This window comes from Burkholderia sp. BCC1998, assembly GCF_905339875.1.
Classification (GTDB): Bacteria; Pseudomonadota; Gammaproteobacteria; order Burkholderiales; family Burkholderiaceae; genus Burkholderia.
The window spans coordinates 415,133-427,323 of the sequence record NZ_CAJPHE010000003.1 but is presented as its reverse complement, the minus strand read 5'-3'; the positions used below and the strand labels follow the sequence as shown (position 1 = coordinate 427,323).

Here is a 12,191-nt window from a genome sequence, read left to right as displayed (position 1 = left end):
TGTGATCGATGAGTAAGAATTGAATGAATGCCGGGGGACGCTGTCCGCTCAGACCGAATGACGCTTGCGGTAGCCGTCGAGGAAGCGCGCGATCCGGTTGATCGAATCGGTCAGGTCGTCGAGGTTCGGCAGGAAGACCACGCGGAAGTGATCCGGCGCCGCCCAGTTGAAGCCCGTCCCCTGCACGAGCAGCACGCGTTCCTCGAGCAACAGGTCGAGGATGAACTGCTGGTCGTTCTGGATCGGATAAAGCTTCGGATCGAGGCGCGGGAACATGTACAGCGCGGCCTGCGGCTTCACGCAGGTCACGCCGGGAATCGACGTGAGCATGTCGTATGCGAGTTCGCGCTGCTTGAAGAGGCGGCCGCTCGGCACGATCAGCTCGTTGATGCTCTGGTAGCCGCCGAGCGCGGTCTGGATCGCGAACTGCCCGGGCACGTTCGCGCACAGGCGCATCGACGACAGGATCCCGAGGCCTTCCAGGTAATCCTTCGCGCGCCGGCGGTTGTCGCCGCCGAGGCCCGACACGGCCATCCAGCCCGCGCGGTAGCCGCACGAGCGATAGCTTTTCGACAGGCTGTTGAACGTGACGGTGATCACGTCTTCCGACAGCGAGCCCAGCGCCGTGTGCTCGAGCCCGTCGTAGACGATCTTGTCGTAGACCTCGTCGGCGAACACGATCAGCCCGTGCTGACGCGCGATCTCGAGCAGCTCGAGCAGCAATTCGTCGGAATAAAGCGCGCCGGTCGGGTTGTTCGGGTTGATCACGACGATCGCCTTGGTATTCGGCGTGATCTTGCGGCGGATGTCGTCGAGGTCGGGCATCCACGCGTTCTGCTCGTCGCACACGTAGTGCACGGGCGTGCCGCCCGACAGGCTCACGGCGGCCGTCCACAGCGGGTAGTCGGGCGCCGGCAGCAGCACTTCGTCGCCGTCGTTCAGCAGCGCCTGGGTCGCCATCACGATCAGCTCGGACGCGCCGTTGCCGATGTAGATGTCGTCGAGGCCGACACCGACGACGCCCTTTTGCTGCGTGTAGTGCATCACGGCCTTGCGGGCCGAGAACACACCCTTCGAATCCGAATAGCCGGACGACGCCGGCAGGTTGCGGATCATGTCCTGGATGATTTCGTCCGGCGCGTCGAAACCGAACGGCGCGAGGTTGCCGATGTTCAGCTTGATGATGCGGTGGCCTTCTTCCTCGAGGCGCTTCGCGTGCTCGAGCACCGGGCCACGGATGTCGTAGCAGACGTTGAGCAGCTTGTTCGACTTCTGAATCGGTTTCACGACGACACGGTTCCTGGGTTGGCCTTGCGGCCGGGGGACGGGATCAAAACTGGAGAGCGGCTGGTCTATGCGCGCTGTCTAGACTGGGGAAAATGCGGGCAGTCGGACGCGGCTTGTGGCGACGCACGATGCAAGTGGCGCCCGGGGGCGACCAAAAAGTTATAATTTAGCGGATTTTGGCCAACTTTCGCAATGCACCATGGCCGCTCCGGGCCCGCGCCGTCAGGCGTCCCGCGTGCGCCGGTCGCGAAACGGCCGCCCGGGCCCGTGCGGCCCTTGCCAGACCTTCCCTCCACGGAACCGCGGAATACCGATTTGAAACTGCACCAGGACACGAGCGGCGCGCTCAACACCGTCACCGGCTACGGCCCCGATTATGTCGACGTCAACCTCCAACGCCACGAAGGGAGCGTCATCGTGCTGCCCGGCGCACCGGTGCGGGACTGGCCCGTGTCGGCGTTCGACGCGCTCGCGCCCGAGCATTTCGCGATGCTGCTCGACCCGGCCCCCGAACTCGTGATCTTCGGCAGCGGCGCGCGGCTGCGCTTCCCGCACCCGCGCCTCGTGGCCGCGCTGACGGCCAAGCGGATCGGCGTCGAGACGATGGATTTCCAAGCCGCCTGCCGGACCTACAACATCCTGATGGCCGAGGGCCGCAAAGTGGCCGCCGCGCTCTTAATTGAACGTTAATCCCCGATGCGGTAAAACTCGGGCCGGCACACCGGGTCGATCCCCGGATCATCACGCGGATCGGCAACCGGCAAGCCGGCCGCCGCCGGCGCGACCCGCCGGCGGCGCTTACAACAACCAACAGGCTGAAAATTCATGAACGATACGCCGTCGAGGCTACCGCTCAATCGCATCACGCTCGTCCTCCTGCTCGTCGCGCTCGCGATCGTCTGGTTCGCACCGCTCGGGCTGCGCCACCTGATCCCGAGCGACGAAGGCCGCTACGCGGAAATGGCGCGGGAAATGTTCGTCACCGGCGACTGGATCACGCCGCGCTACAACGGCTACAAGTATTTCGAGAAGCCGCCGCTGCAGACCTGGCTGAACGCGCTGACGTTCGCCTGGTTCGGCATCGGCGAATGGCAGGCGCGCCTGTACACGGGCCTCGCCAGCTTCGCCGGCGTGCTGCTGGTCGGCTTCACGGGCGCGCGCCTGTTCAACCCGCTGTCCGGCTTGCTCGCGGCCGTCGTGCTCGCGTGCTCGCCGTACTGGAACCTGATGGGCCATTTCAACGCGCTCGACATGGGGCTCGCGTTCTGGATGGCGCTGTCGCTCTGCTCGCTGCTGCTCGCGCAGCGGCCCGGGCTGCCGGCGGGCGCGGTGCGCGGCTGGATGTGGGCGTGCTGGGCCGCGATGGCGTTCGCCGTACTGTCCAAGGGCCTCGTCGGCCTGATCCTGCCCGGCGCCGTGCTCGTGCTCTACACGCTGATCGCCCGCGACTGGGCGCTGTGGAAGCGGCTCTACCTGGTCAGCGGCCTTGTGATCTTCTTCGCGATCGTCACGCCGTGGTTCGTGCTCGTCCAGCAGCGCAACCCCGAGTTCTTCAACTTCTTCTTCATCGTCCAGCAGTTCCGCCGTTACCTGACCCCGGAACAGAACCGCCCGGGCCCGTTCTACTATTTCGTGCCGGTGCTGCTGGTCGGCTTCCTGCCATGGCTGTCGGTCGCGTGGCAGAGCATCCGCCATGCGCTGCGGATGCCGCGCCAGCCGAACGGCTTCTCGCCGATGCTCGTGCTGCTGATCTGGAGCGCGTTCATCTTCCTGTTCTTCAGCACGTCGCACTCGAAACTGATCTCGTACGTGCTGCCGGTCGCGCCGGCGCTCGCGCTGATCATCGGCGCGTACCTGCCGCTGATGAGCGCCGACCGGTTCCGCCGCCACCTGCTCGGCTACCTCGTGTTCTTCGTCGTCGCGGCGTTCGGGATCATCTTCCTCGCGTATCAGGGCGACGCCCGCACGCCGAACGCGCTGTACCGCGCGTTCCAGGTGTGGCTGTACGCGGGCCTCGCGGTCGCGGGCGCGCTGACGCTCGCGGCCGCCTGGCTGAACCGCCGCGTGGGCGTCGCGGCCGCGATCACCGCGTTCGGCGCCGCGTGGCTCGCGTTCGGCACGATCGGCGGCACCGGTCACGACGAATTCGGCCGCTACAGCTCGGGCGCGCTGCTCGCGCCCGCCGTGCGCGCCGAACTGGCGAAGCTGCCGCCCGACACGCCGTTCTACTCGATCGAGATGCTCGATCACACGTTCCCGTTCTATATGGGCCACACGACGATCATGGTCCAGCGCCAGGACGAGCTCGCATTCGGCATCTCGGTCGAGCCGGACAAGTGGATCCCGACCGTCGACCAATGGATCGAACGCTGGAAGCAGGACACCCATGCGCTCGCGATCATGCCGCCCGGCCAGTACGACACGCTGGTCAGGCAAGGCGTGCCGATGCGCGTGATCGCGCGCGACAACCGCCGCGTGATCGTCGAGAAACCGCAATCGTAAGGACGCCCGCCGCATGAATCCCGTTTCATTCGTCTGCATCATCACCGGCGTGATGCTCAACGCCTGTGCGCAACTTCTGCTGAAAGCCGGCGTCAACGCCGTTGGACACTTCGAATTCAGCCGTGCGAACATCCTGCCGGTCGGCCTGAAGATCGCGACCCAGCTGCCGATCATCGGCGGCCTCGGCTGCTACGTGCTGAGCGTCGTCGTCTGGATTGTCGGGCTGTCGCGGGTCGACGTGTCGATCGCCTACCCGATGCTGTCGCTCGGCTACGTGGTCAACGCGTTCGCCGCCTGGTACCTGTTCGGCGAGGTGCTGTCGGTCCAGCGGCTGGTCGGCATCGGCATCATCCTGATCGGCGTGCTCGTGCTCGCGCGCAGTTGAGCGCGCCCGGCCGGCCCGGCGGGCATTAAGCGTCCGCCTACAAAAAATCACGGTACGAATCCGGCAACCGGTGTTTAATGCCGGTTTCGGGCCGGATCGCCCGACCCCTTTATTACACGCCATTACAGGCAAAGTGTTCATGAGCCAGACTACCGCTCCGTTCCTGCCGTTCACCCGCCCCGAAATCGACGAGGAAACCATCCAGGGCGTCGTCGACGTGCTGCGCTCGGGCTGGATCACCACCGGCCCGCAGAGCCAGAAGTTCGAAGCCGCGCTGTCCGAGTACTGCGGCGGCCGTCCGGTCCGCGCGTTCAATTCGGGCACCTGCACGCTCGAGATCGGCCTGCGCATCGCGGGCGTCGGCCCCGGCGACGAGGTGATCACGACGCCGGCGTCGTGGGTATCGACCAGCAACGTGATCCTCGAGACGGGCGCGACGCCCGTGTTCGCCGACATCGACCCCGTCACGCGCAACATCGACCTCGACAAGCTCGAGCAGGCGATCACGCCGCGCACGAAGGCGCTCATCCCGGTCTACCTGGCCGGCCTGCCGGTCGACATGGACCGCCTGTACGCGATTGCGCGCGCACACAACCTGCGGGTGATCGAGGACGCCGCGCAGGCGCTCGGCTCGACGTGGCAAGGCAAGCGCATCGGCGCGATCGGCGACATCGTGTCGTTCAGCTTCCACGCGAACAAGAACCTGACGACGATCGAAGGCGGCGCGCTCGTGCTGAACAACGAGGACGAGGCGACGCTCGCGCAGAAGTACCGGCTGCAGGGCATCACGCGCACCGGCTTCGACGGGATGGACTGCGACGTGCTCGGCGGCAAGTACAACCTGACCGACGTCGCCGCGCGCGTCGGCCTCGGCCAGCTGCCGCACCTCGAGCGCTTCACCGCGCAGCGCCGCGCACTCGCGCGCGCGTATTTCGCCGCGCTCGACGGCGGTGCGGCCGTGCAGCTCGGGCTCGGCCTGCCCGTCGCCGATTTCGAGAACAGCAACTGGCACATGTTCCAGGTCACGCTGCCGCTCGACCGGCTGTCGATCTCGCGCGCCGATTTCATGGCGCAGATGAAGGAGCGCGGCATCGGCACGGGCGTCCACTATCCGGCCATCCATCTTTTCACGCTGTATCGTGCGCGCGGCTTCAAGGAGGGCATGTTCCCCCACGCCGAACGATACGGCGCATCGACCGTCACGCTGCCGCTCTTCACGCAGATGACGGAAGACGACGTGCGTCGCGTGGCCGACGCCATCAACCAGATTTGCGAACAATACGGAAAATAAGCGTACATGAATCACCTTGAAGCACGCGCCGGGCATCCGGGGGCCGCGAACCCGGAGGTATCGGTCATCATCCCCGTGTACAACGAGGAAGACGGCCTGGCCGCGCTGTTCGCGCGGCTCTACCCGGCACTCGACGCACTCGGCACGTCGTACGAAGTGATCCTGATCAACGACGGCAGCCGCGACCGCTCGGCCGCGATGCTGGCGGACCAGTTCCACGTGCGCCCCGACACGACGCGTGTCGTGCTGCTCAACGGCAACTACGGCCAGCACATGGCGATCCTCGCCGGCTTCGCGCAGTCGCGCGGCGAGATCGTCATCACGCTCGACGCCGACCTGCAGAACCCGCCCGAGGAAATCGGCAAGCTGATCGCGAAGATGCGCGAAGGCTACGACTACGTCGGCTCGATCCGCAAGCAGCGTCAGGACAGCCTGTGGCGCCGCAAGGCGTCGCAGATGATGAACCGGCTGCGCGAGCGCATCACCCGGATCAAGATGACCGACCAGGGCTGCATGCTGCGCGCGTACAGCCGCCGCATCATCGACACGATCAACGTGTGCGGCGAAGTCAACACGTTCATCCCCGCGCTGGCCTACACGTTCGCGCAGAAACCGACCGAAATCGAGGTCGCGCACGAGGAACGCTTCGCGGGCGAGTCGAAGTACTCGCTGTACAGCCTGATCCGGCTGAACTTCGACCTCGTGACGGGCTTCTCGGTCGTGCCGCTGCAGTGGCTGTCGTTCATCGGCGTGATCCTGTCGCTCGGCTCCGCCGCGCTGTTCGTGCTGCTGCTCGTGCGCCGCTTCATCGTCGGCGCGGAAGTGCAAGGCGTGTTCACGCTGTTCGCGATCACGTTCTTCCTGCTCGGCGTGATCATCTTCGCGCTCGGCCTGCTCGGCGAATACGTCGGCCGCATCTACCAGCAAGTGCGTGCACGGCCGCGCTACCTGATCCAGGCCGTGCTCGAACAGCACGACGGCATGCCGGCGGTGCCGGCCGGCGCGAACCGCACGGGAGCCGGCCAATGAAGCCGCGCGCGGTCGTCTTCGCGTATCACAACGTCGGCGTGCGCTGCCTGCAAGTGCTGCTCGCACGCGGCGTCGACGTCGCGCTCGTCGTCACGCACGAGGACAACCCGAACGAGAACATCTGGTTCGGCAGCGTCGCGTCCGTCGCCGCCGAGCACGGGATCCCGGTCGTCACGCCGGCCGATCCCGCCGATCCGGCGCTGCGCCGCGCGGTGTCCGACGCGCAGCCGGACTTCATCTTCTCGTTCTACTACCGCCACATGCTGCCGGTGGACCTGCTCGCGATCGCGCCGCGCGGCGCGTTCAACATGCACGGCTCGCTGCTGCCGAAATACCGGGGTCGGGTACCGACCAACTGGGCGGTGCTGAACGGCGAAACGGAAACCGGCGCGACGCTGCACGAGATGGCCGCGAAGCCCGATGCGGGTGCGATCATCGGCCAGACCGCGGTGCCGATCCTGCCGGACGACACGGCCGCGCAGGTGTTCGACAAGGTGACGGTCGCCGCCGAGCAGACGCTCTGGCGCGTGCTGCCCGCGCTGCTCGCGGGCGAGGCGCCGCACCTGCCGAACGATCTCGCAAACGGCAGCTACTACGGCGGGCGCAAGCCGGAGGACGGCCGCGTCGACTGGTCGAAGCCGGCCGCGCAGGTCTACAACCTGGTACGCGCGGTCGCGCCCCCGTATCCGGGCGCGTTCACCGACGTCGCCGGCACGCGTTTCGTGATCGCCCGCGCGCGCCTCGCGGCGCCCGGCAGCGCCGCCGCCGCGGCCGCAGCGGATTTGCCGCCCGGCCTGCACGTAAGCGATAATGCGCTATTCGGCGTCTGCGGCGACAGCCGCGCCCTATCCATTCTCGAGCTGTGGCAGCAGCGCGACGGCAGCGAAACCGTCGTGACGCCCGCGGAATTCGCGCAGTTCATTCATTCTTCCCGTCATTCATGAAAGCAAAAAAAGTCCTGATCCTGGGTGTGAACGGCTTCATCGGCCATCACCTGTCGAAGCGCATTCTTGAAACCACCGATTGGGAAGTGTTCGGCATGGACATGCAGACCGATCGGCTGGGCGACCTCGTCAACCACGAGCGGATGCACTTCTTCGAAGGCGACATCACGATCAACAAGGAGTGGGTCGAGTATCACGTGAAGAAGTGCGACGTGATCCTGCCGCTCGTCGCGATCGCGACGCCCGCGACCTACGTCCAGCAGCCGCTGCGCGTGTTCGAGCTCGACTTCGAGGCGAACCTGCCGATCGTGCGTTCGGCCGTCAAGTACGGCAAGCACCTCGTGTTCCCGTCGACCTCCGAGGTCTACGGCATGTGCTCGGACGAGCAGTTCGACCCGGACGCATCGGCGCTCACCTACGGCCCGATCAACAAGCCGCGCTGGATCTACGCATGCTCGAAGCAGCTGATGGACCGCGTGATCTGGGGCTACGGGATGGAAGGCCTGAACTTCACGCTGTTCCGTCCGTTCAACTGGATCGGCCCGGGCCTCGACTCGATCTACACGCCGAAGGAAGGCAGCTCGCGCGTCGTCACGCAGTTCCTCGGCCACATCGTGCGCGGCGAGAACATCAGCCTCGTCGACGGCGGCTCGCAGAAGCGCGCGTTCACCGACATCGACGACGGCATCAGCGCGCTGATGAAGATCATCGACAACAAGAACGGCGTCGCGTCGGGCAAGATCTACAACATCGGGAATCCGAAGAATAATTTCTCGGTTCGCGAACTCGCGCACAAGATGCTCGAACTGGCCGCCGAATACCCGGAATACGCCGGCTCCGCGAAGCAGGTGCAACTCGTCGAAACGACGTCGGGCGCCTACTACGGCAATGGCTACCAGGACGTGCAGAACCGCGTGCCGAAGATCGACAACACGATGCAGGAGCTCGCCTGGGCGCCGCAATCGACGTTCGACGACGCGCTGCGCAAGATCTTCGAAGCGTATCGCGGCCATGTCGCCGATGCGCGCGCGCTGGTCGAGCAGCAGAACTGACGGGACGCTCGCTTGGCTCGTATCGTCCTCAAGATCGACGTCGACACGCTGCGCGGCACGCGCGAAGGCGTGCCGAACCTCGCGCGCATCTTCGACCGCTTCAGCGCGCGCGCGACCTTCCTCTTCAGCCTCGGGCCCGATCACACGGGCTGGGCGCTGCGGCGCGTGTTCCGCCCCGGCTTCCTGAAGAAGGTGTCGCGCACGTCGGTGGTCGAGCACTACGGCGTGAAGCAGCTGATGTACGGGGTGCTGCTGCCGGGCCCCGACATCGGCCGCCGCGCGATCGCCGACATGCGCGCGATCCACGAGGCCGGCTTCGAATGCGGGATCCATACGTGGGATCACGTGTACTGGCAGGACAACGTGCGCGTGCGCGATCGCGACTGGACCGCGCGTGAAATGCAGAAGAGCCACGCGCGCTTCGTCGACGTCTTCGGCGCGCCGCCCGCAACGCACGGCGCGGCCGGCTGGCAGATGAACGACGCGGCGTTCGAGCAGATCGACGCATGGGGGATGCGCTACGCATCCGACGGCCGCGGCCATTCGCCGTATCTGCCCGTGGTCGGCGGCCGCACGCTGTCGCACGTGCAGATGCCGACCACGTTGCCGACCCTCGACGAAGTGCTCGGCATCGACGGCATCGACACGCACAACGTCGCCGCGCACATCCTGAAGTTCACGGAAACCAATCCGCACGACCAGGTGTTCACGCTGCATGCGGAACTGGAAGGCCAGAAGCTCGCACCGGTATTCGAGCAGCTGCTCGCCGGCTGGCGCGCACAGGGCCATACGTTTGCGACGATGGGCGACTACCACGCGACGCTGGACCGCGACTCGCTGCCATCGTACCCTGTCACGTGGGGCGAGATTCCCGGCCGCTCCGGCGAGCTGATCGTCCAGCCCGACTGAGTTCGCGCGCGCCCGCGCCGCCTGCCCTTGCGGCGTGCCGCCGCGACGCCCCGCCGAACCGCGCCGCCCGAGCGGCGCCTTTCCATAACAACAGGAGAAACACGTGTCCGTCGAAGTTGACCGTCAAGTTCCCGATTTCACCGCACCGGCGACGGGCGGCGACATTTCGCTGTCCGACCTCAAGGGCAAGAAGCTCGTCCTGTATTTCTATCCGAAGGACAACACGCCGGGCTGCACCACCGAAGGCCTGCAGTTCCGCGATCTCTATCCGAAGTTCAAGAAGGCCGGCGCCGAAGTGATCGGCGTGTCGCGCGACAGCCTGCGCTCGCATGACAATTTCAAGGCGAAGCTCGAACTGCCGTTCCCGCTGATTTCCGATGCCGACGAGGCGCTGTGCGCGCTGTTCGATGTCATCAAGATGAAGAAAATGTATGGCAAGGAAGTGCGCGGAATCGAGCGTTCGACGTTCCTGATCGACGCCGACGGTGTGCTTCGCCAGGCATGGCGCGGCATCAAGGTACCCGGTCACGTGGACGACGTGCTAAGTGCTGTACAAGCGCTTTGAGGCGCGTTATATTGGGCCGCAATGAATGCCAGTTCGCTCCATATTTCTCGTAGCTGCGCCGGTGCCCGTTGCGATGCTTTCCGGCACCTGACGCGCATCACGACGGTATCAGCCAGCCGCATGTCCCGGTCCACGGGGCAGCGGCTTTTTTTATGGACTGCGCGCCGGCTCTCGGTCCGGCCCCTCACCCCGTCAAGGAGCTGATCGACACTTAGGCGAACCGGCTAGACGAATTTCCTGTGCGCCACCGCGCGCAAACTGCATGCACCTTCCACGTCACGCAGGATGCGATCAGCGGCGCACGCCATGCGACACGATTCCTCCCGAGGGACACCATGCCTTTGCCTACTGCCCCCAGCAAGCTCGGCAGCCTGCTGCCGCCCGATGAATACAAGGCGAAAGCGCGGCCCGCGAAAGCCGCGAAGAAATCCGCCGAAGGGGACGCCTCCACAGCCGGAGAATATGGCCCGGCCAGCGTGGCCCAACCGATGACCGAAGCCGCGAACACGGCCGCGCCGCTGCGCGCCGTCGCGGCGTCGACGCAAGAAGCCGCTGGCACGCCCGCACGCGGTCGCAAGACCAGACAGACGGCCGCGCTGCTGCAGCCGATGCCGGCACCGGTCGAACCGGCGGCCCCCGCCGCCCCTGCCGCGCCGGTCGTCGCACGCAACGACAAGCCCGCGGCCGGCAAGCCGACCACCGCGAGCGCACGCGATGCCGGCGCCGCGACGAAGTCGCGCAGCCGCAAGCCGGCCGAAGCCGAATTGCAGAAGCTGTTCGTGCTCGACACGAACGTGCTGATGCACGACCCGAGCAGCCTCTTCCGCTTCGAGGAACACGACGTCTATCTGCCGATGATGACGCTCGAGGAACTCGACAACCACAAGAAGGGGATGTCCGAAGTCGCGCGTAACGCGCGCCAGGTGAGCCGCACGCTCGACGCGCTGGTCGCCGACGGCGGCCCGATCTCCGACGGCATTCCGCTGTCGCGTCTCGGCAGCCGCGAGGCGCTCGGCCGCCTCTACTTCCAGACCAGGCTCGCGGACATCGCGCCGGTCGAAGGCCTGCCCGCAGGCAAGGCCGACAACCAGATCCTCGGCGTCGTGCGCGCGCTGCAGCGCGACCGGCCGGACCGCCAGGTCGTGCTGGTGTCGAAAGACATCAACATGCGCATCAAGGCGCATGCGCTCGGCCTGCCCGCGGAAGACTACTTCAACGACCAGGTCCTCGAGGACAAGGATCTCCTCTATAGCGGCGTGCGCGAATTGCCGCAGGACTTCTGGACGAAACACGCGAAGGGGATGGAGAGCTGGCAGGACACGAAGACGGGCACCACGTACTATCGCGTGACGGGCCCGCTCTGCGGGTCGATGCTCGTCAACGAGTTCGTCTATCTCGAGCCGCAGAACGGCGAGCCGACGTTCCACGCGATCGTGCGCGAGCTGAACGGCAAGACGGCGCTGCTGCAGACGCTGCGCGACTACAGCCATCACAAGAACAACGTGTGGGGCATCACCGCGCGCAACCGCGAGCAGAACTTCGCGCTGAACCTGCTGATGAACCCCGAGATCGACTTCGTCACGCTGCTCGGCCAGGCCGGCACCGGCAAGACGCTCGTCGCGCTCGCGGCCGGCCTCGCGCAGGTGCTCGACGACAAGCGCTACAACGAGATCATCGTGACGCGCGCGACCGTGCCCGTCGGCGAGGACATCGGTTTCCTGCCCGGCACCGAGGAAGAGAAGATGCAGCCGTGGATGGGTGCATTCGACGACAACCTCGAAGTGCTGCAGAAAACCGACGACGCAGCCGGCGAATGGGGCCGTGCGGCGACGCAGGAGCTGATCCGTTCGCGCCTGAAGGTGAAGAGCATGAACTTCATGCGCGGCCGCACGTTCGTCGACAAGTACCTGATCATCGACGAAGCGCAGAACCTGACGCCGAAACAGATGAAGACGCTCGTGACGCGCGCGGGCCCGGGCACGAAGATCGTGTGCCTCGGCAACATCGCACAGATCGACACGCCTTACCTGACCGAAGGCAGCTCGGGCCTGACCTACGTCGTCGACCGCTTCAAGGGCTGGGGCCACAGCGGCCACGTGACGCTCGCACGCGGCGAACGCTCGCGGCTCGCCGACTACGCGTCGGACATCCTGTAACGCGATACGCCGGCTGCCCGCCGGCCTCCGACGCCACGCGGCGCTCCGGTTTCCGGAGCGCCGTTTTCATT

Annotated in this window: 11 protein-coding genes and 1 pseudogene; 10 read left to right on the top strand and 2 right to left on the bottom strand. The window is 66.1% G+C overall.

Going from position 1 to position 12,191, the window contains the following annotated elements; all coding sequences use genetic code 11:
* Positions 1-48: 48 nt before the first annotated feature.
* Positions 49-1,287, bottom strand: a complete 1,239-nt coding sequence (locus tag U5A56_RS08220; RefSeq protein ID WP_124486277.1) for a pyridoxal phosphate-dependent aminotransferase — start codon at positions 1,285-1,287, stop codon at positions 49-51.
* Positions 1,288-1,602: 315 nt separating this feature from the next.
* On the opposite strand from U5A56_RS08220, the gene U5A56_RS08215 reads away from it, so the two are divergent.
* From U5A56_RS08215 to U5A56_RS08175, 9 genes are all read left to right on the top strand, one after another.
* A complete protein-coding gene (locus tag U5A56_RS08215) occupies positions 1,603-1,977 on the top strand; it encodes an Mth938-like domain-containing protein (protein WP_321921856.1) in 375 nt (124 codons plus the stop codon).
* Positions 1,978-2,112: 135 nt separating this feature from the next.
* Positions 2,113-3,789, top strand: a complete 1,677-nt coding sequence (locus U5A56_RS08210) for a glycosyltransferase family 39 protein (RefSeq protein ID WP_124520207.1) — start codon at positions 2,113-2,115, stop codon at positions 3,787-3,789.
* Between the two features lie 13 nt (positions 3,790-3,802).
* Positions 3,803-4,174, top strand: coding sequence for an EamA family transporter (locus U5A56_RS08205; RefSeq protein ID WP_044847242.1), 372 nt, complete (start codon positions 3,803-3,805; stop codon positions 4,172-4,174).
* Between the two features lie 139 nt (positions 4,175-4,313).
* Positions 4,314-5,465 (top strand): DegT/DnrJ/EryC1/StrS family aminotransferase, encoded by a 1,152-nt coding sequence (locus tag U5A56_RS08200; protein ID WP_044847241.1) that lies wholly within the window; start codon positions 4,314-4,316, stop codon positions 5,463-5,465.
* A gap of 6 nt (positions 5,466-5,471) precedes the next feature.
* Positions 5,472-6,494 carry a glycosyltransferase gene (locus U5A56_RS08195; RefSeq protein ID WP_321921800.1) on the top strand — a complete coding sequence of 341 codons (1,023 nt, stop codon included), beginning with the start codon at positions 5,472-5,474 and terminating at the stop codon, positions 6,492-6,494.
* On the top strand, positions 6,491-7,438 hold the full coding sequence (locus U5A56_RS08190) for a formyltransferase (RefSeq protein ID WP_321921799.1): 948 nt from the start codon (positions 6,491-6,493) through the stop codon (positions 7,436-7,438). The genes U5A56_RS08195 and U5A56_RS08190 overlap by 4 nt, the downstream gene beginning before the upstream one ends.
* Positions 7,435-8,490, top strand: coding sequence for a bifunctional UDP-4-keto-pentose/UDP-xylose synthase (locus U5A56_RS08185; RefSeq protein ID WP_124486274.1), 1,056 nt, complete (start codon positions 7,435-7,437; stop codon positions 8,488-8,490). Before U5A56_RS08190 ends, U5A56_RS08185 begins: the two co-directional genes overlap by 4 nt.
* A gap of 12 nt (positions 8,491-8,502) precedes the next feature.
* The gene (locus U5A56_RS08180; protein ID WP_124486273.1) at positions 8,503-9,399 is read left to right on the top strand and encodes a polysaccharide deacetylase family protein; all 897 of its coding nucleotides are present in this window, start codon (positions 8,503-8,505) and stop codon (positions 9,397-9,399) included.
* A gap of 103 nt (positions 9,400-9,502) precedes the next feature.
* On the top strand, positions 9,503-9,964 hold the full coding sequence (locus U5A56_RS08175; protein WP_006756046.1) for a peroxiredoxin: 462 nt from the start codon (positions 9,503-9,505) through the stop codon (positions 9,962-9,964).
* Between the two features lie 192 nt (positions 9,965-10,156).
* Here U5A56_RS08175 and U5A56_RS08170 read toward each other — a convergent pair.
* Positions 10,157-10,350 (bottom strand): annotated as a pseudogene (locus U5A56_RS08170) (hypothetical protein).
* Between U5A56_RS08170 and U5A56_RS08165 the strand changes: the two are divergent.
* On the top strand, positions 10,300-12,120 hold the full coding sequence (locus U5A56_RS08165) for a PhoH family protein (protein WP_044847237.1): 1,821 nt from the start codon (positions 10,300-10,302) through the stop codon (positions 12,118-12,120). The pseudogene U5A56_RS08170 and the gene U5A56_RS08165 sit on opposite strands and share 51 nt — an antisense overlap.
* Positions 12,121-12,191 lie beyond the last annotated feature (71 nt).